This window comes from Sphingopyxis sp. 2PD (assembly GCF_005503695.1).
Classification (GTDB): domain Bacteria; phylum Pseudomonadota; class Alphaproteobacteria; order Sphingomonadales; family Sphingomonadaceae; genus Sphingopyxis.
Genome location: NZ_SCMU01000008.1, coordinates 25,643 through 51,168 on the forward strand (window position 1 = coordinate 25,643; position 25,526 = coordinate 51,168).

General features: G+C 65.6%; 31 protein-coding genes. 22 read left to right on the forward strand and 9 right to left on the reverse strand.

The window, feature by feature from the left end; translation table 11 throughout:
* Nucleotides 1-2: 2 nt before the first annotated feature.
* Both FFS18_RS08385 and FFS18_RS08390 read left to right on the forward strand, forming a co-directional pair.
* Nucleotides 3-656, forward strand: a complete 654-nt coding sequence (locus FFS18_RS08385; RefSeq protein ID WP_171005264.1) for a glutathione S-transferase family protein — start codon at nt 3-5, stop codon at nt 654-656.
* Between the two features lie 87 nt (nt 657-743).
* Entirely contained in the window at nt 744-1,538 is a 795-nt protein-coding gene (locus FFS18_RS08390; protein ID WP_137870432.1) for an alpha/beta hydrolase, read from the forward strand.
* A 27-nt stretch (nt 1,539-1,565) separates the two neighbouring features.
* Here the strand turns inward: FFS18_RS08390 and FFS18_RS08395 are convergent, their stop codons facing one another.
* A complete protein-coding gene (locus FFS18_RS08395; RefSeq protein WP_120215071.1) occupies nt 1,566-1,700 on the reverse strand; it encodes an Entericidin EcnA/B family protein in 135 nt (44 codons plus the stop codon).
* A 208-nt stretch (nt 1,701-1,908) separates the two neighbouring features.
* Here FFS18_RS08395 and FFS18_RS08400 point away from each other — a divergent pair, with 208 nt between their 5' ends.
* The 7 genes from FFS18_RS08400 to FFS18_RS08430 all read left to right on the forward strand — a co-directional run bounded on the left by FFS18_RS08400 (nt 1,909) and on the right by FFS18_RS08430 (nt 6,507).
* Nucleotides 1,909-2,244, forward strand: a complete 336-nt coding sequence (locus FFS18_RS08400) for a hypothetical protein (RefSeq protein ID WP_120218000.1) — start codon at nt 1,909-1,911, stop codon at nt 2,242-2,244.
* A gap of 101 nt (nt 2,245-2,345) precedes the next feature.
* The gene (gene rpmH, locus FFS18_RS08405) at nt 2,346-2,480 is read left to right on the forward strand and encodes a 50S ribosomal protein L34 (protein WP_037517054.1); all 135 of its coding nucleotides are present in this window, start codon (nt 2,346-2,348) and stop codon (nt 2,478-2,480) included.
* 29 nt (nt 2,481-2,509) lie between these two features.
* A complete protein-coding gene (gene rnpA / locus FFS18_RS08410) occupies nt 2,510-2,848 on the forward strand; it encodes a ribonuclease P protein component (RefSeq protein ID WP_120217999.1) in 339 nt (112 codons plus the stop codon).
* 139 nt (nt 2,849-2,987) lie between these two features.
* Nucleotides 2,988-3,200: a membrane protein insertion efficiency factor YidD gene (yidD, locus tag FFS18_RS08415; protein ID WP_120215070.1), complete on the forward strand. Its 213-nt coding sequence runs from the start codon at nt 2,988-2,990 to the stop codon at nt 3,198-3,200.
* A gap of 48 nt (nt 3,201-3,248) precedes the next feature.
* Complete coding sequence (yidC, locus tag FFS18_RS08420; protein ID WP_137870433.1) at nt 3,249-5,003, forward strand: membrane protein insertase YidC; 1,755 nt, start codon at nt 3,249-3,251, stop codon at nt 5,001-5,003.
* Nucleotides 5,000-5,662: a ribosome biogenesis GTP-binding protein YihA/YsxC gene (yihA, locus tag FFS18_RS08425; RefSeq protein WP_137870434.1), complete on the forward strand. Its 663-nt coding sequence runs from the start codon at nt 5,000-5,002 to the stop codon at nt 5,660-5,662. The genes yidC and yihA overlap by 4 nt, the downstream gene beginning before the upstream one ends.
* Before the next feature lie 173 nt (nt 5,663-5,835).
* Complete coding sequence (locus FFS18_RS08430) at nt 5,836-6,507, forward strand: glutathione S-transferase family protein (RefSeq protein WP_137870435.1); 672 nt, start codon at nt 5,836-5,838, stop codon at nt 6,505-6,507.
* A 10-nt stretch (nt 6,508-6,517) separates the two neighbouring features.
* Here FFS18_RS08430 and FFS18_RS08435 read toward each other — a convergent pair whose 3' ends face one another.
* Complete coding sequence (locus FFS18_RS08435) at nt 6,518-7,144, reverse strand: LysE family translocator (protein WP_137870436.1); 627 nt, start codon at nt 7,142-7,144, stop codon at nt 6,518-6,520.
* A complete protein-coding gene (locus FFS18_RS08440; RefSeq protein WP_137870437.1) occupies nt 7,141-7,608 on the reverse strand; it encodes a cupin domain-containing protein in 468 nt (155 codons plus the stop codon). Before FFS18_RS08440 ends, FFS18_RS08435 begins: the two co-directional genes overlap by 4 nt.
* Nucleotides 7,609-7,868: 260 nt before the next feature.
* Between FFS18_RS08440 and dapE the strand changes: the two genes are divergently transcribed.
* Nucleotides 7,869-9,005, forward strand: a complete 1,137-nt coding sequence (dapE, locus tag FFS18_RS08445) for a succinyl-diaminopimelate desuccinylase (RefSeq protein WP_137870438.1) — start codon at nt 7,869-7,871, stop codon at nt 9,003-9,005.
* 170 nt (nt 9,006-9,175) lie between these two features.
* Here dapE and FFS18_RS08450 read toward each other — a convergent pair whose 3' ends face one another.
* Genes FFS18_RS08450 through FFS18_RS08460 form a run of 3 tightly spaced genes read right to left on the reverse strand, consistent with a single transcriptional unit; the run spans nt 9,176 to nt 11,761 of the window.
* The gene (locus tag FFS18_RS08450) at nt 9,176-9,748 is read right to left on the reverse strand and encodes a Smr/MutS family protein (protein ID WP_137870439.1); all 573 of its coding nucleotides are present in this window, start codon (nt 9,746-9,748) and stop codon (nt 9,176-9,178) included.
* Nucleotides 9,749-9,755: 7 nt separating this feature from the next.
* On the reverse strand, nt 9,756-11,057 hold the full coding sequence (mltA, locus tag FFS18_RS08455) for a murein transglycosylase A (RefSeq protein WP_137870440.1): 1,302 nt from the start codon (nt 11,055-11,057) through the stop codon (nt 9,756-9,758).
* Nucleotides 11,058-11,095: 38 nt separating this feature from the next.
* Nucleotides 11,096-11,761, reverse strand: a complete 666-nt coding sequence (locus tag FFS18_RS08460; protein WP_137870441.1) for a Tim44/TimA family putative adaptor protein — start codon at nt 11,759-11,761, stop codon at nt 11,096-11,098.
* Between the two features lie 246 nt (nt 11,762-12,007).
* Between FFS18_RS08460 and secB the strand changes: the two genes are divergently transcribed.
* The 4 genes from secB to FFS18_RS08480 all read left to right on the forward strand — a co-directional run bounded on the left by secB (nt 12,008) and on the right by FFS18_RS08480 (nt 16,026).
* A complete protein-coding gene (gene secB / locus FFS18_RS08465; RefSeq protein WP_120215062.1) occupies nt 12,008-12,529 on the forward strand; it encodes a protein-export chaperone SecB in 522 nt (173 codons plus the stop codon).
* A 27-nt stretch (nt 12,530-12,556) separates the two neighbouring features.
* Complete coding sequence (murJ, locus tag FFS18_RS08470; RefSeq protein WP_137870442.1) at nt 12,557-14,134, forward strand: murein biosynthesis integral membrane protein MurJ; 1,578 nt, start codon at nt 12,557-12,559, stop codon at nt 14,132-14,134.
* A 13-nt stretch (nt 14,135-14,147) separates the two neighbouring features.
* Nucleotides 14,148-15,155: a tryptophan--tRNA ligase gene (gene trpS, locus FFS18_RS08475; protein WP_137870443.1), complete on the forward strand. Its 1,008-nt coding sequence runs from the start codon at nt 14,148-14,150 to the stop codon at nt 15,153-15,155.
* Nucleotides 15,156-15,309: 154 nt separating this feature from the next.
* A complete protein-coding gene (locus tag FFS18_RS08480) occupies nt 15,310-16,026 on the forward strand; it encodes a DUF4136 domain-containing protein (protein ID WP_137870444.1) in 717 nt (238 codons plus the stop codon).
* A gap of 367 nt (nt 16,027-16,393) precedes the next feature.
* Here the strand turns inward: FFS18_RS08480 and dnaA are convergent, their stop codons facing one another.
* From dnaA to mutM, 3 genes are all read right to left on the reverse strand, one after another.
* Nucleotides 16,394-17,752, reverse strand: a complete 1,359-nt coding sequence (gene dnaA, locus FFS18_RS08485) for a chromosomal replication initiator protein DnaA (protein ID WP_137870445.1) — start codon at nt 17,750-17,752, stop codon at nt 16,394-16,396.
* 505 nt (nt 17,753-18,257) lie between these two features.
* Nucleotides 18,258-18,521: a 30S ribosomal protein S20 gene (rpsT, locus tag FFS18_RS08490; RefSeq protein ID WP_120218405.1), complete on the reverse strand. Its 264-nt coding sequence runs from the start codon at nt 18,519-18,521 to the stop codon at nt 18,258-18,260.
* A gap of 187 nt (nt 18,522-18,708) precedes the next feature.
* Nucleotides 18,709-19,521, reverse strand: coding sequence for a bifunctional DNA-formamidopyrimidine glycosylase/DNA-(apurinic or apyrimidinic site) lyase (gene mutM / locus FFS18_RS08495; RefSeq protein ID WP_137870493.1), 813 nt, complete (start codon nt 19,519-19,521; stop codon nt 18,709-18,711).
* Nucleotides 19,522-19,615: 94 nt separating this feature from the next.
* On the opposite strand from mutM, the gene FFS18_RS08500 reads away from it, so the two are divergent.
* The 8 genes from FFS18_RS08500 to FFS18_RS08535 are packed head-to-tail and all read left to right on the forward strand — an operon-like array spanning nt 19,616 to nt 25,450.
* A complete protein-coding gene (locus FFS18_RS08500; protein WP_137870446.1) occupies nt 19,616-20,353 on the forward strand; it encodes a class I SAM-dependent methyltransferase in 738 nt (245 codons plus the stop codon).
* Nucleotides 20,350-21,894: a 2-polyprenylphenol 6-hydroxylase gene (gene ubiB, locus FFS18_RS08505; protein WP_137870447.1), complete on the forward strand. Its 1,545-nt coding sequence runs from the start codon at nt 20,350-20,352 to the stop codon at nt 21,892-21,894. Before FFS18_RS08500 ends, ubiB begins: the two co-directional genes overlap by 4 nt.
* Before the next feature lie 31 nt (nt 21,895-21,925).
* Entirely contained in the window at nt 21,926-22,183 is a 258-nt protein-coding gene (locus FFS18_RS08510) for a type II toxin-antitoxin system CcdA family antitoxin (protein ID WP_137870448.1), read from the forward strand.
* On the forward strand, nt 22,171-22,467 hold the full coding sequence (locus FFS18_RS08515; protein WP_137870449.1) for a CcdB family protein: 297 nt from the start codon (nt 22,171-22,173) through the stop codon (nt 22,465-22,467). Before FFS18_RS08510 ends, FFS18_RS08515 begins: the two co-directional genes overlap by 13 nt.
* Nucleotides 22,468-22,471: 4 nt before the next feature.
* On the forward strand, nt 22,472-23,836 hold the full coding sequence (locus FFS18_RS08520; RefSeq protein ID WP_137870450.1) for a bifunctional phosphopantothenoylcysteine decarboxylase/phosphopantothenate synthase: 1,365 nt from the start codon (nt 22,472-22,474) through the stop codon (nt 23,834-23,836).
* Nucleotides 23,808-24,347: a dUTP diphosphatase gene (gene dut, locus FFS18_RS08525; RefSeq protein ID WP_137870494.1), complete on the forward strand. Its 540-nt coding sequence runs from the start codon at nt 23,808-23,810 to the stop codon at nt 24,345-24,347. Before FFS18_RS08520 ends, dut begins: the two co-directional genes overlap by 29 nt.
* Nucleotides 24,348-25,097: a HesA/MoeB/ThiF family protein gene (locus tag FFS18_RS08530; RefSeq protein WP_137870451.1), complete on the forward strand. Its 750-nt coding sequence runs from the start codon at nt 24,348-24,350 to the stop codon at nt 25,095-25,097.
* Nucleotides 25,085-25,450 carry a DsrE family protein gene (locus FFS18_RS08535; RefSeq protein ID WP_137870495.1) on the forward strand — a complete coding sequence of 122 codons (366 nt, stop codon included), beginning with the start codon at nt 25,085-25,087 and terminating at the stop codon, nt 25,448-25,450. The genes FFS18_RS08530 and FFS18_RS08535 overlap by 13 nt, the downstream gene beginning before the upstream one ends.
* The last annotated feature ends 76 nt before the right edge of the window (nt 25,451-25,526 follow it).

Below are 25,526 nucleotides of genomic sequence, written 5' to 3' on the forward strand. Positions count from 1 at the left end.
CGATGCTGATCCTCTATGCCCACCCCTTTTCATCCTACAGCTGGAAGGCGCAGATCGCGCTCGTTGAAAAGGGCATCGACTACGACTATCGCAGCGTCGATCCGGAATATCCCGAGCATGGCGAGCACTTGCGCGCGCTGTGGCCGGTGGGCAAGTTTCCGCTGCTCGTCGATGGCGACCGGACGCTCTTCGAAACGTCGATCATCATCGAATATCTCGACCGCGTGCGGCCCGAACCGCGGCTGATTCCGGCCGATCCCGATGCGGCGCTACGCGTGCGGCAGATGGACCGGATATTCGACCTGCATGTCATGGCGGTGATGCAGGAGATCGTGAACGACCGGATTCGCGGACCCGAAGGCCATGCGCCGATGATCGTCGACAAGGCGCGGGCGGCGCTCGACACCATCTATCGCTGGCTCGACACGCAATTGGCGGGCGGCGGCTGGGCGACCCTCGACGGTTTCACGCTGGCCGACTGCGCCGCGGCGCCGTCGCTGTTCTACGCCGACTGGGTGCATGAAATCCCCGCCGAACTGACCAATTTGCGCGGCTATCGGGCGCGGCTGCTGGCGCGGCCGTCGGTCGCGCGGGCGATCGACGGGGCGCGTCCCTATCGGCATTATTTTCCCGGCGGCGCCCCCGACCGCGACTGACCCGACAAACGTCCCGCAACGGGGTTAACGCGGCGCTGACGCTGGTGCTTTGCCATTTGGCAAGCGCGCGTGCGCGAGGGCGGGGGCATGGCTTCGCCCATCGCCTTGTTCCGCACGCTGTTCGTCGCGCTTTGCGCGGCAGTGCTCGCGCTCGCCCCGGCGCATGCGCAGCAGGGGATCACCGTCACCACGACCGTCAGCTGGACGTGGGAAGAGGTGGGCGGCGACGACGGCGACGCCGCCTTTGACGACGAGGTCTTGGACGATGAGGCCGCACTGCTCGACGACGAAGCGCTGGCCGAAGACGCCGACCTGACGGCGACGCGGCGCTATGCGCCGAGCGCGACGCTGGCGACACTCGGCCGCGCCAGGGCGCAATATGGTCCCTTTGCGGTGATCGACGCGACCACGGCGCGGATGGCGGGCGACGTGACATCGGCGACGCCGCGCCAGTTCGCGGCGATGCTCGCTGCCTTCCCGACGCTCAAGCGGCTCGAAATGATCGACTGCCCGGGCAGCCTCGACGAGGATGCGAACCTGGTCCTGGCGCGCGCAATCCGCCGCGCGGGGCTGGAAACTGTCGTTCCGAGTGGCGGTTCGGTGCGTTCGGGCGCGGTCGAGCTGTGGCTCGCCGGCAGCACCCGCCGCGCCGCGCCCGACGCCGAGTTCGGGGTACATAGCTGGGCGGACGAAAGCGGGCGCGAGGCAAACGAATATGCCGCGAACGATCCGGTACATGCCGAATATCTCGGGCTTTATCGCGAGCTGGGAATGGATGACGCCAAGGCACGCGCCTTTTACGCGCTGACCAACAGCACCCCGTTCGACGAGGTGCGTTACCTGACCCGCGACGACATGGCGCGGTTCGTTGCGCTCAACTGATCATCATCGGTCGGGCGCTCGCAGCGCCTAGCAGTTGCCCTGGACGCCATCGGCACAGTCGCCGACCGATTCAACATCCTTTGCCGCACCGTCAACGGTGTTGCACGCCGACAGGAAAAACATCGACCCGCTGATCGCGAAAATCGTCAGAAGCTTTTTCATTCTCTCTCTCCGACACAAGGGCCAACCGCCCTCTCGTTTCGATGCTTTCGGCAACGGTGGGGTGAGAGGATCGTTCCTTGGTGTCGGTGGCGCGCTGGCCGAAGCGTTCCAAAAGACCGCCGGGCCGGGGTGAATAGGGGGTGTGGCGCCGCCGCGCCCGAAAGCTTTGGCCTTGCCGCGCGGCGCCCTCCTCCCCACATCGACCTCCATGGCAAAGCGCAGCCTCTACCAGCGATTGCGGTCGACCGCGCAGGTGCGGCTGGCGCTGTTCGTGCTGGGCGTATTGCTGATCCTGATTTCGCCGATCGTCGGCGTCCTGCCCGGTCCCGGCTTTCTGATCCTGTTCCCGATCGGATTGATGCTGTGTCTCCAGAACAGTGCCTGGGCAAAGCGCATCTATGTCCGGTTCAAGCGGCGCCACCCGCGCTATGCCGCGTGGACCGACCGGGTGATGCGGCGAACCAGCGCGGCGCGGCGGCGCGAACGCGAGGCGCTGGCGAAGGGCGGCCGCGAAACGCCGGAAATCCGTGCCAATGCCGATTGACTTTGCCTCGACTCTCGCCTATCCGCGCCTCCATCGGTGGCCGCCCACGTTTGGCGGCCCTTTTCTGTTAAAGCCTTGCAAGAGATTTAGGGACAACCGCGATGAAGCGCACCTTTCAACCCAGCAACCTCGTGCGCGCACGTCGCCACGGCTTCCGCGCCCGCAAGGCAACCGTTGGCGGCCGCAAGGTTCTGGCCAACCGCCGCGCCCAGGGCCGCAAGAAGCTGTCGGCCTGATCGCTGACGCTTCGGCGCCAGTGAAACTGGTGCGAACGCTTTCAAAACGCAGCGAATTTCTGGCCGCCAACCGCGGCCTTCGCTTTCCCATGCCCGGCTTTGTCCTGCTCGTCCGCGCCCGCGGCGACGACGATAGCGCGATGGGCATCGGTTACACCGTCAGCAAGAAAGTCGGCAACGCCGTCACCCGCAACCGGATGAAGCGCCGGCTGCGCGAGCTGAGCCGCGCCGCGCTGCCCGAATCGGGGATAGCGGGCGCCGACCATGTGCTGATCGGACGGCCCGGCGGCAACGACATCCTCTTTGCCGAGCTCGGCGAGCAGCTCGATTCGGCGCTCACGCGCGCAGCGAAGAAATTGGCGCGATGAGGCCGACTACCCTGCTTCGTCACCCCGGACTTGATCCGGGGTCCATTCCCGCCCCGACGTCATGGACCCCGGATCAAGTCCGGGGTGACAAAACTGGCAAAATCGCGCGTAAAGTTACGCAGTTTTCCCGGCTTTTGCGATGATCGCCAAACTGCTCATCCTGATCGCGCGCGGCTGGCAGCTTGGCCCGTCGCGGCTGCTGCCGCCGACATGCCGCTATTCGCCGTCGTGCAGCGCCTATGCGATCACGGCGCTGTCACGCCATGGTGCGATCAAGGGTGGCTGGCTCGCGACAAAGCGGCTATTGCGCTGCCATCCTTGGGGCGGGCATGGCCATGATCCGGTGCCGTAGCTGCCGTTTTCCCCGACATTTTTTTGAGACGAAGAGAGACCGTAGAGCGTGGACGACAAGCGTAACCTGATCGCGGCAATTTTATTGTCGGTGGCCATCCTGATCGGCTGGAACTTCGTCTCGGCGCAGTTTTTCCCGACCCCCGCCAAGCCGGACGTGACGACGACCGTCGCCGGCGCCAATGGCACGCCCGCCACCACCCCGGCGGCACAGGGCCAGCCGAGCGCGCTGCCCACCGCCACCGCGCCCGCCGCCCCCGCGACGCAGGCGATCCGCCCGGTCGAGGCGGCGCTGGCCGAGGGCAATCGGGTGCCGATCGAAACTCCGGCGCTGGCGGGATCGATCAACCTGGTCGGCGCGCGCATCGACGACATCACGCTGACCAAATATCGCCAGACGATCAAAAAGGATTCACCACCGGTGCGCCTGTTCGCGCCGGGCGGCACCAAGGCCGCCTATTTCGCCAGCATCGGTTGGTCGGCGCAAGGCGTCGAAGTCCCCGGACCAAATACGTTGTGGACCGCCACCGGTAGCAAACTGACCCCGACGACGCCGTTGACGCTGAGCTGGGCCAACACGACCGGCCAGACGTTCCGCATCGAATATAGCATCGACGCCAATTACCTGATCACCGCGAAGCAGACGATCGCCAACACCGGCGCCGCGCCGGTGAGCGCGAGCAGCTTTGCGCTGATCGATCGGCTGGGCAAACCGACCGACCCGCATGAGGTCGACAGCTGGACGATCCATGTCGGCCCGACCGGCTATCTCGACGGCAAGTCGGTGTTCGACACCGATTATGAGGATCTGGAAGAAGCGCCGAACCGCACCGTGCGCTACAATGCCGCAGGCTGGCTGGGCTTTACGGACAAATATTGGCTCGCGGCGATCGTTCCCGCCAAGGGCGAGCGCGTGACCGCAGCGATCAGCTCGCCAAGCGCCAATAATTACCAGACGCTGTTTGCGCGCGACTTTGCGCAGGTCGGCCCGGGCCAGCAGATCACGACCACCAGCCGCATCTTTGCCGGTGCGAAGGAAGTCGAGATCCTGGAAACCTATCAGGACAAGCTGGGCATCACCCGCCTGTCGAACGCGATCGATTGGGGCTGGTTCGAATTTTTCGCGGTGCCGATCTTCAAGCTGCTGCACTGGCTGTTCCTGCAGGTCGGCAATTTCGGCGTCGCGATCATGGCGCTGACCCTGATCATCCGCTTGCTGATGTTCCCGATCGCCAACCGGCAATTCTCGTCGATGGCACAGATGCGCGTCGTCCAGCCGAAGATGAAGGCGCTGCAGGAACGCTTCAAGGACGACAAGCCGAAGATGCAGCAGGAGCTGATGAAGCTCTATAAGGACGAAAAGATCAATCCGCTGGCGGGCTGTCTGCCGATCCTGATCCAGATCCCGATCTTTTATGCGCTCTACAAGGTGTTGATGCTGGCGATCGAAATGCGCCACCAGCCGTTCATCCTGTGGATCAAGGATCTGTCGGCGCCCGATCCGCTGCACATCCTGAATCTGTTCGGCTTGCTGCCCTTTACCCCGCCGTCGATCCTGGCGATCGGCGTGATGGCGGTGATCCTGGGCGTGACGATGTGGTTGCAGTTCCGCCTGAACCCCGCCCCGGCTGACCCGGTGCAGCAACAGGTGTTCAAGATCATGCCGTGGCTGTTCATGTTCATCATGGCGCCGTTCGCGGCGGGCCTGCTGCTGTACTGGATCACCAACAACATCCTGTCGATCGCACAGCAGCAGTGGATGTATCAGAAGTTCCCGGCGTTGAAGGCGCAGGCGACGACGTGAGTGATGGCGAAGACCTCGCGCCGGGCGCCGACCCCGAACGCGGCGAGCGCGCGCGCAAGCTGTTTTCGGGGCCGATCACGTTCCTGAAATCGGCCCCGGCGCTCCAGCACCTGCCCGACCCGACGATGCCCGAGATCGCCTTTGCGGGCCGTTCGAACGTCGGCAAATCGTCGCTGCTCAACGCGCTGACCAACCGCAACGGGCTCGCGCGCACGTCGGTGACCCCGGGGCGGACGCAGGAGCTCAATTATTTCGACGTCGGCGAGCCATTGGTATTCCGGCTGGTCGACATGCCGGGTTACGGCTTTGCCAAGGCGCCGAAGGATGTCGTCAGGAAATGGCGGTTCCTGATCAACGACTATCTGCGCGGGCGGCAGGTGCTGAAACGCACCCTGGTGCTGATCGACAGCCGCCACGGGCTGAAGGATGTCGACCGCGAGTTCCTGGAAATGCTCGACACCGCGGCGGTGAGTTACCGGATCGTGCTGACCAAGGCCGACAAGGTCAAGGCGAGTGACCTCGCCGCGATCCATGCCGCGACCGAGGCCGAGGCGCGCAAGCACCCTGCCGCACATCCGGAAGTGATTGTGACATCGTCGGAGAAGGGCTTGGGGATCGCCGAGCTGCGTACGGCGGTGCTGGAGGCGGTTGAGATCTGATTATCCTCTCCCCTTGGGGGAGAGGATAGTGGGGTTGCGGACTTGTCCGCTACCGAAACTTGGTGAGGGCCATGGCCGCAAAGGTTGACACCCCTCATCCAGTTTCGGCTAGGCAGCAAGCTGCCAAGCCTGCACAACCCTCTCCCCAAGGGGAGAGGGGTTAGGGAGACCCCATGAAACTGTTCATCGGCAACAAGGCCTATTCCAGCTGGAGCCTGCGCGGCTGGCTCGCCGCCAAGCACAGCGGCCTGCCGTTCGAGGAAATCACCGTTCCGCTGTATGACGAGGCATGGAACCAGCGCCGCGAGGGTGACGAGTTTGCGCCGTCGGGGGGCAAGGTACCGATATTGTGGGACGGCGACGACATCGTCGTGTGGGATAGCCTGGCGATCATCGATTATCTCAACGAAAAGACCGGCGGCACGCGCGGCTATTGGCCCGACGATATGGCGGCGCGCGCGATGGCGCGGTCAATGGCGGCCGAAATGCATTCGAGCTTCGCGGCGCTGCGCCGCGAGCACAGCATGAACATCCGCCGCATCTTTCCCGCCGCCCAACTGACTGCGGAAGTGCAGGCCGATGTCGTCCGCATCCTGCAAATCTGGGCCGAGGCGCGGGCGCGGTTCGGCGGCGCGGGCGATTTTCTGTTCGGCGACTGGTCCGCCGCCGACATGATGTTCGCGCCGGTGGTCACCCGCTTCATCACCTACTCGATCCCGCTACCACCCTTTGCGCTCGCCTATATGCAGGCGGTGATCAGCCATAAGCGCATGCAGGAGTGGATCGGCGGCGCGCAGGCCGAGGATTGGGTGATCGAGAAGTTCGAGGGGCCGGTCGAGAGCTAGGGTAACGACCCTAGGATTGCGGCGCCGCGGTCATTGCGAACCAGATTGCCACAGCGACGATCATCAGCGCCAATATACGGCGAATCAGCCGGGTCCGCGTGGGATCAGCGAGCCATTCGCCGATCCGGCTGCCCGCCAGCACAAGGCCCACGTGAACCGCCGTCGCGATAGCGATGCTGACCAAAGCCAGCGTGAAGGCAAGTCCGAATCCCGGAATCTGGCCGCCGTTGAACCTGGGAATGACGACGACATAGAAGAGCATGGCCTTTGGATTGAGCAGGTTGACCACCAAGCCGGAGAGGAAATGATGCCTTGCCCGTCCGGGATCGATGGCACGCGCAGGCGAATTCTCACCGCCATCGCGCCAGCTTTCCCACGCCAGCCACAGCAAAAATGCGGCACCGCCCCAGCGCAAAGCCTGCCAAAGCGTCGGGCTGGCGGCCACGACAAACGCAATCCCCAAAGCCGCCGCCAGCGCATTAATGAACAAGCCGATCGCGATCCCCGCGGTCGCCGCCAGCCCGGCGCGCCGACCGTCGCCCATCGATAGCGCCGCAAGCCACGCCATGTTCGGCCCCGGCGTCAATTCGATCAACAGCACCGCCAGCGCGAAACCAACCCAGTCGGCGGCGCTCATGGAATCCGCGATGTCGGATAGGGCGTGCCATCCTTGTGGAAATAGCCGTCGGGCGTAAACAGCATGTCGATGTCGGAATAGCCGCCGCCGGTGTCATATTTCTTGCCGCCGCCGAGCGCGACGAACACGCAGTCGGCATCCGATTCATTGACCAGATGGTGGCCATTGGTGCTGCCCTTCGGCCACACCGCGATGTCGCCGGGGCGCATCGGGTGGCGGCCGTCATCCTCGATCAGCACCGCCTCACCCGAAATCATCACCAGCATCTCGTCCTCGCCGTCGTGCCAGTGGCGCTGCGATGACCAGGCGCCGGGTTTGAGTACGACATGGCTGGCGGCGAAATCGCTGAGACCGGTGGCGGGCGCGAGGCGGCGGTACCAGCGGCCCTGCACCGCCGCGTCATAGGGCGCGGGGTAACCGGTGGTGTTGGTTTGCGGAATGGTGTCGAGGTCGAGTTTGGGCATGGCGTCTGTTCCTGTTGCGGCGCGCATGGGCGCGAACCAAGCTCCTTTGTTTCGCACAAAGACACAAAGACACGAAGAGGGCGGTCAATGATCGCTGATCGCGGTTTGCTGTCGCAGAGGACATACAGAAAGGCGCTGCGCACCAAAGAGAAAAGCGACAGCCGCGTTTCCGCTCGGCTTCTTCGTGTCTTCGTGTCTTTGTGCGACCCCCCATTTCTATCGGCTCGACTTGGCGCGGCGTCAGCGGGTAAGGGGCGGGCATGCCCACGCACATCGACCCCGTCACCCTCGCCCAGGCGCTGATCGCCGCGCCCTCCGTCACCCCCGCGACCGGCGCGGTGTTTGATGTGCTGGAGGCCGCGCTGGCCCCGCTGGGCTTTACGGTCGAGCGCTTTATCGACGGGATCGAACCCGACGGGCCGGTCGAAAATCTGCTCGCGGTGCGGCGGGGTAGCGGCCCCGTCCATTTCGGCTTTGCCGGGCATCTCGACGTCGTGCCGCCCGGGATCGGGTGGACCGGTGATGCCTTTGCCCCCGAAATTCGCGGCGACCTGCTCTATGGCCGCGGCGCGGTCGACATGAAGGGGTCGATCGCGGCCTTTGTCGCCGCCGCCGCCGCGACCCCGGTCGATGCCGGAACGATCAGCCTGATCATCACCGGCGACGAGGAAGGCCCGGCGATTTTCGGCACTCGGGCGCTGATGGAGCATATGGCGGGGCGCGGGATCGCGCCCGACATGATCGTCGTCGGCGAGCCGACATCGGTGAACAAGCTCGGCGACATGGTAAAGATCGGACGGCGCGGGTCGGTCAATATCTGGATCGACGTGCCGGGGACGCAGGGGCATGTCGCCTACCCCCACCTCGCCGACAATCCGATCCCCAAGCTGGTGCGGATCATGGCGGCGATCGATGCGGTGGCGCTGGACGCGGGCAACGACTGGTTCCAGCCGTCGAACATCGAATTCACCGACATCGAGGTTGGCAATGGCGCGACCAATGTGATTCCCGCGTCGGCGCGCGCGCGGCTGTCGATCCGCTTCAACGACCAGCATAAGGGCGCCGATCTGGTCGCGATGATCGAGCGTATTGCGCATGAGATCGAGCCCGCCGCGAAGGTGCTGGGCAAGATTTCGGGCGAAGCCTTCCTGACCCCGCCGGGCGAGCTATCGGGGCTGGTCGCCGAGGCGATCCATGCCGAAACCGATGTGGTGGCGGAGATGTCGACGACCGGAGGGACGTCGGACGCGCGCTTCCTGCACGCGCTGTGCCCGGTGGTCGAATTCGGGCTGACCAACGCGACGATGCACAAGCTGGACGAGGCGGTGGCGGTGGCGGACCTGCACAAGCTGACCGCGATTTATCGTGGGATATTGATGCGGGCTTTCATGGGCTGAAAAGAGTTTCGCACGAAGACACAAAGACACGAAGGAGGCAGCTTCATCTCGCCACCTTGTTTTGTCGATTGCGCGCAGCGCTATTTTGATGGTCGCCTGCGGCGACAAGCCTCGGTTGTGCCCTGACGCGGGATCTTCGTGCCTTTGTGTCTTCGTGCGAATTTCTTCTTCTATTCACGCCCGCGGCGCAGGATTACATACACCGCGCCCGCGCCGCCGTGGCTGATGTGCGCGGGGCGCAGCGCGACGATCTGGTCGGCGTGGGGCGAGTAAGCGAGCCAGTCGGGGAGCGAGGCGCGGATCGCGCCGCGTGGGCGCGGGTCGCCGTGCATTTGCGGCAGGCGGTCGGCGCCGGGGCGGGGGCGCCCTGCCACGACGAGCAGCACGCGCGCGCCGCGCAGCAGCGCACGGCCGATCGCATCGTCGAGCAGCGCCTGCGCCGACGCGAGGCTATGCCCGTGCAGGTCGATGCTGAGGTCGGGGCGGACCAGACCTTTTCGCAGGCGCCGGTCCCAATGTCCGTCGAGCGTCGCGGCGCTGTGGGGGCGGCGTGGCGGCGGCAGTTTCGTGGCGGGACGGACGGGCGCCGCCGGGGCGGCGGTGCTGCGCGGGGTCGGCGCAGGCGGGCGGATCGTCGGCGGGGCTGCGGACGCGAGCGGCACTTTCGCCTTCACCAGCGGCTTCACCGTCGCCGCGACCTTTTTCCACAGCGCGTTTTCGTCGGGATCGAGCCGCCGCGCCATCGCGGCGTCAGCGCGCCGGGATCAGCCGCGCGACGCTGGCGCGCGGGAGCAGCAGCAACGCCGAACCGCGCGCCGCCATGCCACCGGCGATCGCGCGCGCATCCTCGCCCGCCCCCCAGAAGCTGTCGAAGCGGTTGGCGCCCTTGATCGCGCCGCCGGTGTCCTGCGCCACCCACAGCCCGTTCGGTTCGGCGCGGTCGAGCGAGAGGAAGACGGGGGCGCCGAGCGGCACATATTTGGGGTCGGCTGCAACGCTGGCGCGCGGTGTCACCGGCAGACCCATGGCACCGAGCGGGCCGGGGCCGGTGAGTTCGCGGAAGAATACCCAGCTGGGATTCTCGTTCATCACCGCGGCGCCGCGTTTCGGATCGGCGCGCAGATAGTCGAGGATGCCCTGCATCGACGCCTGTCCGCGCTGCAATTCACCGCGGTCGAGCAATAGCTTGCCGATGCCGACATAGCCGCGGCCATTCTGGCTGTCGTAACCGATCCGCATGATGCCGCCGTCGGGCAGGCGCAGGCGTCCCGACCCCTGCACTTGCAGGAAAAAGAACTCGGCGGCGTCGGCAGCCCAGGCGATCTCGAGCCCGCGGCCTTCGAGCGCGCCGCTTTCGATCGCGGCGCGGTCGTAATATTGCACCAGCTTGCTGCCCTCGACGCGGCCGCGGATCGTCCGGCCCTTCAGCTCGTCGGAAAATTGCCCAAGGTCGACGTCGACCAGATCGGCGGGGCGGCGATAGATGGGGACGTCATAGCCCGGGCGCTTCGTGCGCGATCCGGCGATTTCGGGTTCGTAATAGCCGGTGACAAAGGCGGTTCCGGCGCCGATCTGCACCGTCCCGAAATAGCGCGCAAAAAAGGCCGCGGCGTCGCTGTCGGCCCAGTTTTTCGCGGCGTTGCAGCTTTCGGCCCAGTCGGCGCCCTGCGTCAGCCCGCTGACATCGGCGCGGCGCTGGACCGAAGGACAGCTGATGCGAAAGGCGGCAAGCGCGGCGCTTGCCTGTTCGGGAGCGATGCCAAGTGACGCAAAATCAGGGCCGGCAATGACGCCGCTCGCCGCCGCCGTCGTCGCGTCGGCCGGGACCGCGGGGGCGCGCAGCGCCGGGCGCGGCGTGGCGGGGATCGGCCTCGCCGCAACGCCGCCGCTTTCCGACGGCCGCGGCTGATAGGGGCGCGGCGTGGCGCCCGACGGCTTCGCTGCGGGTGCCGGTGTGGAGGCGGCGGGGCGGCTGCCTGCGTCGGGAATCACCGACGCACACCCCGCGAGGAGCGGTAGCACCGCGACCAAGGACAATCCGAAAACCCGCATCCGGCGCTTCCCGGACGAACCAAGCGCGGGCATCGCGGTCAGGCTGCTTCGATTTCGTCGAGCAGCCAGTTGGGATCGTCGCTGCCGATCGCGCGGCGGAACGTCCACAGGTCGTCGGTGCGCGACGCATCGCTCATCGACCCGGCGATCATCTTGCCATGGGCGTCGCGGGTGACCGCGCTAATGTCGGCCTGATAGCGCACGGTGACGCGCGCTTCCTTGCGGTCCATTTCGACCGCGGTGATCTTGGCCGATTCGATGCCGACCAACCGGTTTTCGAGCTTTTCGCCGCGCGCGTCGCGTGCTTCGATCGCCTCGACAAAGGCTTCATAGCTGTCGTCGTCGCACAGGTCGCGCAGCGTATCGCGATCGCCCTTCCAATAGGCTTCGAGGATCATGCGGTACGCCGCTTCGGCGCCCTCCATGAAGCGGCCGGCGTCGAAATTGCGGTCGCTGGCGAGCAGCTGACGCAGGCCGATTTCGGCGGCGGGTTCGTAAACGAGGCCCGAGGTGTCGGGGACGCCGACGGACGGCGAGGGCGTTTCACCGTCCTCCAGACGCACCGGCGACGGCACGGCGCGATCATCGCGGCGCGGCAGCACGGGTTCCTGCTCATGCCCGGTACGCTTGCCGAGTACCGAGTACAGCCGCATGCCGAGGAAGGCGGCAATCATGGCGAGCAGGACGATCGAAAAAGCAGTCACGGGCAAAAGTCCAATGCGGGCAATGGAAACATCAAGGCCGATACATAGGCGATGCACGGCCAAGTTTCAAACGCCATGGCCCCGCCGATGCGGCAGGTCAACGATTCACCCCCAGCAAAGCGCCGCCGCGATCCCATTGTGCTGGCTGGCGCGCGCTGCTAAGCGCCGCCGCAACCGTCTGCCGCAGTCCCGACACGGCCTGCAGCGCGGATCCTGTTTCATCTTTTCGAGCGAAAGCATTGCACCATGGCTGACGAGACCAGCGCCGACATCAACAACCCCGCCCTGCAGCCCAATGGCGAAGATACCAGCCCGGCGATCGGCCTGATTTCGCAATATGTCAAAGACCTGTCGTTCGAAAATCCGAACGCGCCCGCGGTTTACCAGTGGCAGGACGCGCCGCAGATCGACGTCCAGTTCAACATCGCCGCCGAAGGCGTCGGCGAGAACCTGTTCGAAGTAACCTTGAAGATCGACGTCACGTCGAAGGCCGATCAGGGCACGATGTTCGTGATCGAGCTGAAATATGCCGGCCTGTTCGGCGTCCGCAACGTCCCCGAAGACCAGTTGCAGCCGTTTTTCCTGGCCGAAGCGCCGCGCATCCTGTTCCCCTTCGCCCGCCGCGTCGTCGCCGACGCCGTGCGCGACGGCGGTTTCGCACCGCTGCTGCTCGAACCGATCGATTTCCACGGCCTGTTCATGCAACAGGTCCAGGCGCAGGCCGAAGCCGGGGAACTGGGTGACGCCGTGCCGGCTGGTCAGGCGTAATCACCATCGGCGGGGCGGGCTGACGGGGTGAGCAGCCTGGTCAAAAGCGTCGGGACGATCGGCGGGCTGACGATGGTCAGCCGCATTTTCGGCTTTGCGCGCGACATGCTGCTCAGCCGCATCCTCGGCGCGGGCGGGGTCGCCGACGCGTGGCAGCTGGCGTTCCAGCTGCCCAATATCTTTCGCCGCTTGTTCGCCGAGGGCGCCTTCGCCGCCGCCTTTGTCCCGCTGTTCAACCAGCGGATGACCAAGGAAGGCGACCATAGCGAGGCGCGCGCCTTTGCCGATGCAGTGCTGGCGGTGCTGATCCCGATCCTGATCGTCTTTTCGGCGCTGCTGCTGATCGCCATGCCGTGGATCATGCACCTGTTCGCAAGCGAGGCGCTGCGCGCCGACGGCGAAAAATTCGACCTGACCGTCATGATGGCGCGCATCGCCTTTCCCTATCTGGCGTTCATGAGCGTCGCGACCTTGTTCGCCGCGATCCTCAACAGCCTGTCGCGCTTTGCCGCCGCGGCGGCGGCGCCGATCCTGCTCAACATCTGCCTCGTCGCAGCCTTGCTCCTCGGCATGGTCACCGGCGACGGCGGCGAAGCGGCCAAGGCGGCCACCGGCCTGTATCTGGCGATTTCGGTGTCGCTGGCCGGGCTGTTCCAGCTCGTCTGGTTGCTGTTCTGGGTGCGGCGCTCGGGCTTTCGCCCTGCGTTGCGCCGCCCGCAGCTGACCCCCGGCGTGCGCGAAATGGGGGTTTTGATCCTGCCCGCGGTGTTCGGCGCCGGGGTCTATCAGATCAGCCGCTTTGTCGACCTGTTCTTCATCGCCTCGCTGCCCGACAAGAGCATCACCTATCTGGCGATGGCCGACCGCCTGAACCAGCTGCCGCTCGGCATCATCGGCATCGCGCTCGGGACCGCGATCCTGCCCGCGCTGTCGCGCTTCGTGGCGCTCGACGACCGCGACGGGGCCGCGCGCCTGCAAAGCAATGCGGTCGAACTGGCGATGCTGCTGACCGTCCCCGCGGCGGTCGCTTTGTTCGTCGCCGGTCCTTCGATCACCAGCGCCTTTTACGTCGGCGGCCAATATAGCGTTGCCGACGGCCTCGCGACCGGCGCGGTGGTCGGCGGGCTCGTCGTCGGCCTGCCCGCCTATGTGCTGGTCAAGGTGCTGGTCCCCAATTTCTTCGCGCGCAAGGACACCCGCACCCCGGTGTGGACCGCGGCGATTTCGCTGCTGATCAACATCGCTCTCAATCTGGCGCTGATCCCCTCGCTCGGCATCGTCGGGCTGGCGCTCGCGGGATCGATCGCCGCATGGTGCAATGTCGCGATGCTCTATGCCATCCTGCACCGCAAAGGCCTGTTCCGTTTGACCGGGCGCGTCGCCGGGCGGATCGCGCGCATCATCCTCGCCGCGGCGGCGATGGCGGCGGCGCTCATGGTGGCGATCCCGCTGGCGGGCGACGCCTTTGTCGGCGGGGTGTTCGAGCGGATCGTTGCGCTGAGCGCGATCGTGGCCTTGGGCGGGCTCATATTCTTGGGTTGCGCCATGCTGTTCGGCGTGGTCAATCGCGACACCATCGGCCAGCTGCGCCGACGCAAACTCTAATGGGACAGATATGATGCGGACGTTATCGGGCATTCAGCCCACCGGAAACTTGCACCTCGGCAATTATCTGGGCGCGATCCGCAACTGGGTGCGGATGCAGGACGAGATGCCGGGCGACAAGCTCTATTTCCTCGCCGATCTGCACGCGATCTCGATGCCGCACGTTCCGTCGGAACTCACCGCCAACACGCGCGCGATGACCGCCGCGCTCGTCGCGTGCGGGATCGACACCGATCGCTCGCTGCTTTTCAACCAGGCGCGCGTCCCCGCGCACGCCGAGCTGCAATGGCTGCTCAACGGCACCGCGCGGCTCGGCTGGCTCAACCGCATGACGCAGTTCAAGGACAAGTCGGGCAAGAATCGCGAAAGCGCGTCGGCGGCGCTCTATACCTATCCCGTGCTGCAGGCGGCCGACGTGCTGCTCTACCAGACGACGCACGTCCCCGTCGGCGAGGACCAGAAGCAGCATCTCGAACTGGCGCGCGACGTCGCGCAGAAATTCAACAACGACTATGCGAGCGAAGACGCGCCGGTCTTCACCCTGCCCGAACCGATCATCCCGGCGGGGCTCGCGCGCATCATGAGCCTGCGCGACGGAACCGCGAAAATGTCGAAATCCGATCCGTCGGACATGAGCCGGATCAACCTGACCGACGATGCCGACACGATGATGCAAAAGATACGCAAGGCGAAGACCGACCCCGAGGTCCTGCCGTCGGAGGCCGACGGACTCGAGGGGCGGCCCGAGGCGCGCAACCTCGTCGGCATTTACGCCGCGCTCGCCGACACGAGCGTCGATGCGGTGCTGCGCGACCATGCCGGGCAGGGCTTCGGCGCGTTCAAGCCGGCGCTCGGCGAATTGCTGATCGAAACGCTCGGACCGATCAATACGCGCTTCATCGCGCTGAAGGACGATATAGCAGCGCTCGATGCGATCCTCGACAAGGGCGCGGAGAAGGCGCGGGTGCTCGCGAAACCGACGCTCGACGCCGCCTATGCCGCATTGGGGCTGTGCCGCTAATCGTCTGACCGGGCTTGTTTATTGGCAGCGGCACCCGATATCGGATAGGGAACCATGATGCGACGAGCCGGGTTCAACCAAGGTTAAGTCGCATCGGCGCAGTCATGGTATAAAGCGCCAGGCATGTGCGCCCCCGAATCACGGAGCCAAGACGATGAGCAATTCGACCCTTCGCCACCTCGGCCTTCGCCGCTTGGGACTCGCCGCGATGACCGGCGCCGCGCTGGCGCTCGCCGGCTGCGCGACGCCGTTCAAGGCCGATGTCGCGCGTTTTCAGACCCAATTGCCCGCGCCGCAGGGCCAGAGCTTTGTCGTCGAGGCGAACAACCCGGCGCTGGCCGGCGGCATCGAATTTGGCCAATATGCCAATCTGGTCGCGGGCGAGCTGACGCGATACGGTTATCGCCCCGCGGCACCCGGCGAGCGCGCCGATCTGGTCGTGCGGATGGACTATGGCGTCGACAAGGGGCGCGAACGCGTCGTGTCGAGCCCCGGTTTCGGCGACCCCTGGTATGGCGGTTATGGCGGTTATTATGGCCGCGGTTTCTATCGCCCGGTGATCGTCACCGGGCGCGGCGGGCGCCGCTATGTCTATGGCTATCGGGACCCGTTCCTGTGGGGCGGTTTCGGTCCGGGCTGGGGCGGCTATAATGATGTCAGCAGCTATACGGTCTATACCAGCGGGCTGAACCTCCAGATCAACCGCGCCGCCGATGGATCGCGCCTGTTCGAAGGCCATGCCGAGGCGCAGTCGCGCGACAACAATTTGCAAACCATCGTCCCCAATCTGGTCGAGGCGATGTTCACCGGCTTCCCCGGCAATTCGGGCGAGCGGGTGCGGATCACCGTGGCGCCGCCCGAAAAGGGGTAGGATTGCTGCACCGCTGACAAAAAAGGCCCGTCTTTCGGATGAAAGGCGGGCCTTTTTTGTTTGGGCGTGTGGAGCAATGTCGGGTTGCGACCGATTGCGGACGTACGTCATTTCCTCTCTCCCCTTGTGGGAGAGATACGAAGGCTTGGCAGCTTTGCTGCCTAGCCGCAGTTGAGAGGGGGTTTGCGCGGGCTGGCGTCCGTCCCCTCACCAAGCTTCGCTAGCTCCTGACGGAGCAAGCTGCGCTATCCTCTCCCACAAGGGGAGAGGAGCTTGTGACCGCTCTCCACCCCAAAGCCGTCGATACCGCGCACCGCCTCAAACGCTGTGGACAATCCCGGGGATAACCCCGGCATCACCCTGTGGATCAGCTGTTCAGACTGCGCCGGATCGCGGCGATTTCGGCGTCGAGTTCGCTGTCGGCGACGCGCAGCGCTTCGACCGTGCGCACCGCATGGATCACCGTCGAATGATCGCGACCGCCGAAACGGCGGCCGATCTCGGGATAGGAGCGCGGAGTCAGTTCCTTGGCCAGATACATCGCGACCTGCCGCGGGCGCGCGACCGCGCGGACGCGGCGCTTTGACGCCATTTCGCTCTTGTCGAGCCGGTAGTGCGCGCAGACCGCACGCTGGATCTCGTCGATCGTGATCCGCGGCCGCGCGGTGCGGACATTTTCGGCGAGCCGGTCTTCGGCGAGCCTGAGGTCGACCGTCGTCGCGGTGAGCGCGGCATAAGCGAGCAGCTTGTTGAGCGCGCCTTCGAGCTCGCGGATGTTACGGTTGAAATGTTTGACCAGATAGGCAACGACATCGTCGGGAACCTCGACCATCGGCATCGCCGCGAGCCGCTGGCGGATGATGCGTTCGCGCAAATCGTCCTCGGGCGCCTCGATATCGGCGACGAGACCGCCCGACAGGCGCGACAGCAGCCGTGCCTCGACCCCGTCGAGCATCGACGGCGGACGATCGGCGGTGACTACCAGCCGCTTGCCCGCGGTCATCAGGTCGTCGATCGTGTGGAGCAATTCTTCCTGCGTCGAACTCTTGCCGATGACGAACTGGAGGTCGTCGAGCAGCAGCAGGTCGGCGGCGCGCAGCCGCGCCTTGAACGCCATCATGTCGCCGCCGCGCATCGCGCCGACAAATTCGAGCATGAATTTTTCCGCCGACATCAGGATGATGTTCGCGGTCGGATGCGCCGCGGCATAATCCTGTGCGATCGCCTGAAGCAAGTGCGTCTTGCCCTGCCCGGTACCCGAGCAAAGGTAGAGCGGGTTGAACTGCGGCGCTTCGACCATCGCCATGCGCCGCGCGGCGTTGGCGGCGAGAATGTTGCTGCGCGCAATGACGAAGCGGTCGAACGACAGTCGCGGGTCAAAACCGAGCAGCGCCGGATTGGCGGCGGGCGGCGGCGAATCGAACGTCGGCAGCGGCGGGCTGGCGAGGATGGCCGCGCGCTCGGTCGCCCCGGCGCCGCCCCGCACGGTGACGCCGCGCACCGCGGGCAGTTGCTGGCGCCACGCAAGCTCAAGCCGGTCGCCGAAGCGCTCGTTGATCCAATTGGCCGAAAAACGGCTGACGGTTTCGAGCGTCACCACCCCCGACATCGCGCAATAATCGCCAAAGCGGACGGGCTTCAGCCAATGGTCGAAGGTGCGCACGCCGAGGTCGCGGCGCAAGCCTTCGGCAACGCGCGGCCACAGCGCTGCGGCATCGCCGCTCATCGCCCTGTCCTTCGCATCATAGCCATCCCGATTCCCGCTGTCTGTCACGCCCGCTCCGCCCCCGCTGAACCCCCTGCCGCCCAGCGCTTCACGGAGCCGCTTCACACGCCGATTCGTCGCCCGCGCGATGGCGCAGGCAACCTGCCCGGGACCGAAGGCCCGAAGAAGTGCGAATCATGTCGATGTGGCGGCCACCGGCGAAGGCCGACGACGCACCTGTCTAGTCAGGGCAAAGCGAGTCGAGCAAGGGGCGGTGGTGTAAAAATACTGAAATAAAAATCTTGACTCGGCAGGGGCGCCAGAATCACGTCAAAGTCACATTTTTAGTCTATTTATTAGATACTTAAATGTGGCATTCGCGTTGCAGATCAACGAATCGCCGTAAATCCGTCACTTACCGCGCTGCAACACATTTGCCATCGTCCGGTCACAATATCGGGCACAAAAAAAGACCCGTTGGCAGGATGCCGACGGGTCTTTTTTGTTCCCTTTCGGGACAGCGCAATCAGGCGATCGCGTTGACGCTCTTGGTCAGGCGCGAGAATTTGCGCGCCACGGTGTTCTTGTGCAGCACACCCTTGGCAACGCCGCGCGCCATTTCGGGCTGCGCCGCCTTCAGCGCGGTCGCCGCGGCGTCCTTGTCACCGGCGATGATCGCATTCTCGACCTTCTTCACCAGCGTGCGAATGCGCGAAACGCGATTCTTGTTCACGATGGTGCGCGCGGTGTTGCGGCGGATGCGCTTTTTTGCCTGGGGCGTATTGGCCATAAATTCCTCGGTTTTCAAACGGTCTAAGTCGGTCGGAGCACAGCGTCACCGGAGCAGCCGAATCGCGCGTAACGTGCGAATCAATGTCCGGATACGGCCGGTTCCGGAACACCGGACCCTGCTCGAAGGGTGCGCCCATAGCCAGCAAGGCCGCTTTGGTCAATGCATATTGCGCCGATTTCCCGCATCAACGCTGGCATTTGGGGCAGTAGAAGGTCGATCGCCCGCTCTGGACGAAGCGCACGATCGTGCCGCCGCATTCGCAGCCTTCGCCCTCGCGGCCATAGACGCGCCAGTCCTTGGCGAAATAGCCAAGCTCGCCATCGGGCTGTTTATAGTCGCGCAGGGTCGATCCGCCCGCCGCGATCGATGCCTCCAGCACCGCCTTGATCGCGGGGACCAGCGCCGCGAGCTTGGCGCGCGAAACGTCGGCGGCGGGCTTGGCTGGATGGATGCGCGCCATGTTGAGCGCCTCGCACACATAGATATTGCCGAGCCCCGCGACGATCGTCTGGTCGAGCAGCATCGCCTTGATCGGGGCGCGCCGCCCCGCGAGCACCCGCGCCAGATAGGCGGCGTCGAAGGCGTCGGACAAGGGTTCGGGGCCGAGGGTGACGAAGGCCGGGAAACCGGTGAGCGGATCGCCTGCGACCAGATCGACCGATCCGAAGCGGCGCGGATCGTGGAGCATCAGCCGCTGCCCCGCCGCGGTGTCGATCAGCAGATGATCGTGCTTGCCGGGTTCGCCCGCGCCGATCCGCCAGCTGCCCGACATGCCGAGATGAAAGATCATATGGTCGCCGCGGTCGGTCGCGATGATCCCATATTTGGCGCGGCGCGACAGGCCGGTGACGATCGAGCCGGTCAGCCGCTGCGCGAGATCGACGGGGAACGGGCGGCGGAGGTCCGGACGCAGCGTCGACACGCGCACCAGCCGCTGGCCGCTGAGGTGCGGCGTGAGGCCGCGCACGGTGGTTTCAACCTCGGGAAGTTCGGGCATATCGCGCATCGGGCTACGCGCCATTTGCTTGCGCTTCAACCCTTGGCTAAAGGCCGATCAGACTTCGCTTCTCCCCCGCAAAGGCGCCGCCACGATGACCACCCCCGATACCGTCAGCTTTGGCTATGAACAGGTTCCCGCGACCGAGAAAACCGCCAAGGTCGGCGAGGTGTTCAGCCGCGTCGCGCGCAAATATGACATCATGAACGACGCGATGTCGGGCGGCATGCACCGGCTGTGGAAAGACCGCTTCGTGCGCCGGGTCAAGCCGCGCGAGGGCGAGGCGATCCTCGACATGGCGGGCGGCACCGGCGACATCGCGTTCCGGATGGAGCCGTCGGGCGCGAGCATCACCGTCGCCGACATCAACCCCGACATGCTGGGGGTCGGGATGGAGCGCGCGGCGGAACGCGGGATCGACACGCTGGTCTGGTCCGAGCAGAATGCCGAGACGCTGTCGTTCCCCGACCAGTTTTTCGACGCCTATACGATCGCCTTTGGCATCCGCAACGTCACCGACATCCCGGCGGCGCTGACGGAAGCGCACCGCGTGCTGCGCTACGGCGGGCGGTTCTTCTGCCTCGAATTTTCGACCAACGAATGGCCGGGCTTCGCGCAGGCCTATGACGCCTATTCGCACCACCTCGTCCCCAAGCTTGGCAAGCTGATCGCCGACGATGAGGACAGCTATCGTTACCTGATCGAATCGATCCGCCGCTTCCCGCCGATGCCCGAATTTGCGCAGATGATCCGCGAAGCAGGCTTCACCGCGGTGAAGGTCGAACCGATCCTCGGCGGGCTGGTCGCGATCCACAGCGGGTGGAAGGCTTGACCCGTCCCGTCACCCATATCCTGCGCCTGCTGAAATGGGGCCGCATCCTCGCGCGCCACGGGGCGCTGCGCGGGATCGAGACCGCGCCGCAGACCCCGCCGGGGGTCAAGCGATTGTGCCGGATCGCGCGCTTCGGGACGGTCCAGCCGAAAATACCCGACTATGCCGCGGCGTTTCAGGCGATCGGCCCCGCTGCGGTCAAGCTGGGCCAGACGCTGGCGACGCGCCCCGATCTGGTCGGCGAGGATGCCGCGCGCAACCTGCTGAGCCTGCAGGACGCGCTCCCCCCGGTCGCGTTCGAGCGGATTCGGCAGGAAATCGAAGCGACCTTCGAGGTGTCGCTGGAAAGCCTGTACAACCAGTTCGACCCCGACCCCGTCGGATCGGCGTCGATCGCGCAGGTCCACCGCGCGGTGACCACCGACGGTCGCCAGGTCGCAGTGAAGGTGCGCCGCCCCGGCATCGACAAGCAGTTCGCGCGCGATATCGAAACCTATGAATGGGCGGCGGCGCATCTGGAGGCGCTGGGCGGCGAAGCATCGCGGCTGCGCCCGCGGCAGGTGATCGCCAATTTCCGCCGCTGGACCTTGCGCGAACTCGACCTGCGCCGCGAAGCCGCCTCGGCATCCGAGCTCGCCGACGCGATGGTCGGGGTGCCGACCTATGAAGTCCCGGCAATCGACTGGGACCGTACGACCAGCCGCGTGATGACGCTGAGCTGGATCGACGGCATCAAGATTTCGCGCCGCGACGACCTGATCGCGGCGGGTCACGACATGGAGGCGCTGGCGCGCAACCTCGTCCACGCCTTCCTGCGCCAGGCGATCGCCGAGGGGTTTTTCCACGCCGACATGCATCAGGGCAATTTGTTCGTGAAGTCCGACGGCACGATCGCCGCGGTCGATTTCGGGATCATGGGGCGGATCAACCGGCAGGCGCGCTACTGGCTCGCCGAAATTCTCTACGGGCTGACCACGGGCAATTACCGCCGCGTCGCCGAAATCCATTTCGAGGCGCAGTACGTTCCCGATTATCATAATGTCGAGGAATTCGCGACGGCGCTGCGCGCGGTCGGCGAACCGATGCGCGGCAAGCCGGTGAGCGAATTGTCGGTCGGGCATATGCTCGATGGCCTGTTCGCGATCACCCGCGATTTCGACATGCAGACCCAGCCACACCTGCTGTTGCTGCAAAAAACGATGGTGATGGTCGAGGGGGTGGCGACGATGCTGAACCCGCAGATCAATATGTGGGACGTGTCGGGACCGTTCGTGAAGGAATGGATCCGCGATGAACTTGGCCCCGAGGCGGCGCTCGCCGATGGCCTGCGCGAACAGGGCAAGACGCTGGCGCTGATCCCCGACATCATCCGCCGCCTCGACGAACAATTGCCGCGCAAGGGCGCCGCCCCGCCCGCGCCGCCGCTGCCCGACATCCCGCTGATGTGGGAACGAGGCGAGCGGCGGGTGTGGTGGCGTTATGCGCTGACGGCGGTGGTTGGGGCGGCAGCGGGTGCGGGCGTGCTCCAGTGGCTCGGTTGACACGCAGACACTATGCGCATATTTTTTGCGCATGAATAGGGTCCATCGTTTCACTGCCAGCCGAAAGCCGACCAACGTCACGCTGCCCGCCGACCTCGTGTCCGAAGCAAAGCGGCTCGGCATCAATGTTTCGCAGGCGTGCGAAGCCGGACTGGTCGATCAAGTTCGAAAAATGCTGGGCGAGGAATGGAAGCGCGAAAATCGGGAAGCCATGGAATCGTCCAATGAATATGTGCGCAAACATGGCCTGCCGCTGGCGCGATACCGGGATCTCTTGTGGCGCAGCTAGATGTGTTCCAAACCGACCAGGGTGAATATCTGCTCGACTTCCAGTCGAACACGCTCGACCATTTGAACACGCGGTTTGTGATCCCGCTCGTCCGTCCGGACGACGGCCCCAAGCTTGCCGAACGGCTTAATCCGATCTTTTCCATCAATGGGGAACCCATGGCGCTCTACACGCAATTTGCGTTGACGGTGCCAGTGAGCGAGTTGAAGAATTTTGTGACATCTCTGTCGGATCAGCATTATCTCGTGATGTCGGCGATCGACATGCTGATCACGGGCTATTGAGATTATGAACACCTCCCGCATCCTGCTTATCATCGGCGGCGGCATCGCCGCGTATAAATCGATCGAGCTTGTCCGTTTGCTCCGCAAGTCGGGCTATGTTGTGCGCTGCGTCCTCACCCGCGCGGGCGAGCAGTTCGTCACGCCGCTGACGCTCGCGGCGCTGAGCGAGAACAAGGTTTACACCAATTTGTTCGACCTCAAGGACGAGGTCGAGATGGGGCATATCCAGCTCTCGCGCGAGGCCGACCTGGTCGTCGTCGCGCCCGCGACCGCTGATTTGCTGGCGAAGATGGCGGCGGGCATCGCCGATGACCTCGCCACCACGCTGCTGCTCGCCACCGACAAGCCGGTGCTCGCGGCGCCCGCGATGAATGTCCGCATGTGGCTGCATCCGGCAACGCAGCGCAATGTAGTGACACTGCGTGGCGACGGAGTGACGGTGCTGGACCCGGACGAGGGCGAGATGGCGTGCGGCGAGTTCGGGCCGGGACGGCTGCCCGAACCTACGGCGATTTTTGCGGCGATCGAGGCGGCGCTCTCTTCTCCCCTCCCGCTTGCGGGAGGGGTCGGGGGAGGGCCTGTTGCGCCGTCAGTCTTGCCATTAGACGATTCCGGCCCTTCAGACATGCCCTCCCCTAGCCCCTCCCGCAAGCGGGAGGGGGACTTGAGGGGCCAACCCGACTTTGCGCCCGAAAACCATCGCCCTCTTTACGGCCGCCGCATCCTGATTACCGCAGGCCCGACGCACGAGCCGATCGACCCGGTGCGCTACATCGCCAACCGGTCGAGCGGCAAACAAGGCTTTGCGATCGCCGCCGCCGCCGCCGAGGCGGGCGCCGAGGTGCTGCTGATCGCGGGGCCGGTGCCGCTGCCGACCCCGCCGGGGGTGATCCGCGTCGATGTCGAAACCGCGGTCGAGATGGCCGAGGAAGTTCTGCAGGGGCTGCCGGTCGATGCCGCGATCATGGTCGCCGCCGTCGCCGACTGGCGGGCCGCCGACACATCCGCGCAAAAGATCAAGAAGGACGGCAGCGGCGCGGTGCCGCCGCTGGCGCTGGCCGAAAACCCCGACATCCTTGCCGGGATTGCCCGATCGCCCGACCGCCCGCCGCTGCTGATCGGCTTTGCCGCCGAGACCAACGACGTCATCGCGCATGCCGGAGCGAAGCTGGCCAAGAAGGGTTGCGACTGGATCGTCGCCAACGACGTCGCCGCCGACCCGATGGGCGGCGAAAGCAACCGCGTGCATATCGTTAGCAAAAACGGGATAGACAGCTGGGACCGACTGCCGAAAGCCGCCGTCGCCCGCAAATTGATGGAAAAGATCGCCGATGAGCTCGATGCGCGTAGCCCCCGCCAGCCCGATTGAAATCCGCATCCAGCGGCTGCCCAATGGCGGCGGTTTGCCCCTGCCCGCCTATGCCAGCGACGGCGCGGCGGGAATGGACGTTGTCGCGGCCGAATCGCTGACGATCCGCCCCGGCACCCGCCATGCGGTGGCGACCGGGTTCGCGATGGCGATCCCGCCCGGCTATGAAGTGCAGGTGCGCCCGCGCTCGGGCCTGGCGCTCAAACATGGCATCACCTGCCTCAACACGCCCGGCACGATCGACAGCGATTATCGCGGCGAGGTGAAGGTTATCCTCGCCAATCTGGGTGAGGATAATTTCGAGGTGAAGCGCGGCGACCGCATCGCGCAGCTGGTCCCGGCACCCGTCCAGCGCGCGAACTTCGCCGAAGTGGCGACGCTTGATGAGACGGCGCGCGGCGCGGGCGGGTTCGGATCGACCGGGGTCGAAAGCGAGCCCGTCGACGAAACCGCCGACGCCGCAGGACTGGCCTCGCTATCGGGGATCAAGACCCGGCGATCGAGCGAGTAATTGCTGACCGACGCCGAACTCGACCGCTATGCGCGCCAGATCATCCTGCCCGCGTTCGGCGGCGCGGGGCAGGCGAAGCTGAAGGCGGCGCATGTCACCGTCATCGGCGCGGGCGGCATCGGCTGTCCGGCGATCACCTATCTGGCGGCGGCGGGGGTCGGCAGGCTGACGATCATCGACAATGATGTCGTCGAATTGTCGAACCTGCAGCGCCAGCCGCTGTTCACCGATGCCGACATCGGCGCGGGCAAGGCCGAGGTCGCGGCGGACGCGGCGCGGCGGATCAACCCGCATGTCGAGGCGGCCGCAGTGTCCAATCGGTTGGACGAGGCGAACGCCTCCACGCTGCTGACGAACGCCGACCTGATCCTCGACGGGTGCGACAATTTCGCGACCCGGTTGGCGGTCAACCGCGCCGCCGTCGCCTTGCGGGTTCCGCTGCTCAGCGCCGCGATCGGGGCGTTCGAGGGGCAGGTCGCTCTGTACCAGGGCTGGCGCGCCGACAGCCCGTGCTACGCCTGCCTGGTCGGCGACGATCCCGACCGGCCCGGGATCAACTGCGCCGAAACCGGGGTTATGGGCGCGCTGGCGGGCATGATCGGGACGATGGCGGCGCTGGAGGCAGTGCGCGCGCTGACCGGCTGGGGCTCGGCCTTGACGGGGCGGCTGGCGATCATCGATATGCTCGACCGGCGCTGGCGCGAGGTTGCGGTGCCCAAGGATCCGGAGTGTCCGATATGCCGGGGCTGAACATCATCGTCGCATCGGCCGATGGCGAGCGTTTTTATGCCGCGCTCGAGGCGGCGGCAGCGGCGGCGGCGCTCGGGCGACCGGCGCGCATCTTCCTGCAAGGACCAGCCGCGGCGCTGCTGCGCACCCCCGTCGCCTTTGCCGGCGATGCGGCGCGGCGCGCCGCGGGGCAGCCCGACCTTGTGTCGCTGATCGCCGAGGCGATGGCGATGGATGTGCGGCTGGTCGTCTGTCAGTCGGGCATGGCGCTGACTGGCATGACCGCGAGCGAGCTGGTGCCGCAGGTGCGCACGGGCGGGCTGGTGAGCTTCATGGCCGAGATGGGCGAAGCTGACCGGTTGGTGGTGTATTGAATTTTTGATCCTCCCTGTGGCGAAGCCATGGGGAGGGGGACCGCTTGCGAAGCAAGTGGTGGAGGGGCAGCAACGA

What these genes read in the sequence shown, in the direction of transcription:
- FFS18_RS08385 (WP_171005264.1), top strand. Translation starts at nt 3, where the DNA reads ATGCTGATCCTCTATGCCCACCCCTTTTCATCCTACAGCTGGAAGGCG.
- FFS18_RS08390 (WP_137870432.1), top strand. Translation starts at nt 744, where the DNA reads ATGGCTTCGCCCATCGCCTTGTTCCGCACGCTGTTCGTCGCGCTTTGC.
- FFS18_RS08395 (WP_120215071.1), bottom strand. Translation starts at nt 1,700, where the DNA reads ATGAAAAAGCTTCTGACGATTTTCGCGATCAGCGGGTCGATGTTTTTC.
- FFS18_RS08400 (WP_120218000.1), top strand. Translation starts at nt 1,909, where the DNA reads ATGGCAAAGCGCAGCCTCTACCAGCGATTGCGGTCGACCGCGCAGGTG.
- rpmH (WP_037517054.1), top strand. Translation starts at nt 2,346, where the DNA reads ATGAAGCGCACCTTTCAACCCAGCAACCTCGTGCGCGCACGTCGCCAC.
- yidD (WP_120215070.1), top strand. Translation starts at nt 2,988, where the DNA reads ATGATCGCCAAACTGCTCATCCTGATCGCGCGCGGCTGGCAGCTTGGC.
- FFS18_RS08430 (WP_137870435.1), top strand. Translation starts at nt 5,836, where the DNA reads ATGAAACTGTTCATCGGCAACAAGGCCTATTCCAGCTGGAGCCTGCGC.
- FFS18_RS08435 (WP_137870436.1), bottom strand. Translation starts at nt 7,144, where the DNA reads ATGAGCGCCGCCGACTGGGTTGGTTTCGCGCTGGCGGTGCTGTTGATC.
- FFS18_RS08440 (WP_137870437.1), bottom strand. Translation starts at nt 7,608, where the DNA reads ATGCCCAAACTCGACCTCGACACCATTCCGCAAACCAACACCACCGGT.
- dapE (WP_137870438.1), top strand. Translation starts at nt 7,869, where the DNA reads ATGCCCACGCACATCGACCCCGTCACCCTCGCCCAGGCGCTGATCGCC.
- FFS18_RS08450 (WP_137870439.1), bottom strand. Translation starts at nt 9,748, where the DNA reads ATGGCGCGGCGGCTCGATCCCGACGAAAACGCGCTGTGGAAAAAGGTC.
- mltA (WP_137870440.1), bottom strand. Translation starts at nt 11,057, where the DNA reads ATGCGGGTTTTCGGATTGTCCTTGGTCGCGGTGCTACCGCTCCTCGCG.
- secB (WP_120215062.1), top strand. Translation starts at nt 12,008, where the DNA reads ATGGCTGACGAGACCAGCGCCGACATCAACAACCCCGCCCTGCAGCCC.
- trpS (WP_137870443.1), top strand. Translation starts at nt 14,148, where the DNA reads ATGCGGACGTTATCGGGCATTCAGCCCACCGGAAACTTGCACCTCGGC.
- FFS18_RS08480 (WP_137870444.1), top strand. Translation starts at nt 15,310, where the DNA reads ATGAGCAATTCGACCCTTCGCCACCTCGGCCTTCGCCGCTTGGGACTC.
- dnaA (WP_137870445.1), bottom strand. Translation starts at nt 17,752, where the DNA reads ATGAGCGGCGATGCCGCAGCGCTGTGGCCGCGCGTTGCCGAAGGCTTG.
- rpsT (WP_120218405.1), bottom strand. Translation starts at nt 18,521, where the DNA reads ATGGCCAATACGCCCCAGGCAAAAAAGCGCATCCGCCGCAACACCGCG.
- mutM (WP_137870493.1), bottom strand. Translation starts at nt 19,521, where the DNA reads ATGCCCGAACTTCCCGAGGTTGAAACCACCGTGCGCGGCCTCACGCCG.
- FFS18_RS08500 (WP_137870446.1), top strand. Translation starts at nt 19,616, where the DNA reads ATGACCACCCCCGATACCGTCAGCTTTGGCTATGAACAGGTTCCCGCG.
- FFS18_RS08510 (WP_137870448.1), top strand. Translation starts at nt 21,926, where the DNA reads ATGAATAGGGTCCATCGTTTCACTGCCAGCCGAAAGCCGACCAACGTC.
- FFS18_RS08520 (WP_137870450.1), top strand. Translation starts at nt 22,472, where the DNA reads ATGAACACCTCCCGCATCCTGCTTATCATCGGCGGCGGCATCGCCGCG.
- dut (WP_137870494.1), top strand. Translation starts at nt 23,808, where the DNA reads ATGCGCGTAGCCCCCGCCAGCCCGATTGAAATCCGCATCCAGCGGCTG.
- FFS18_RS08535 (WP_137870495.1), top strand. Translation starts at nt 25,085, where the DNA reads ATGCCGGGGCTGAACATCATCGTCGCATCGGCCGATGGCGAGCGTTTT.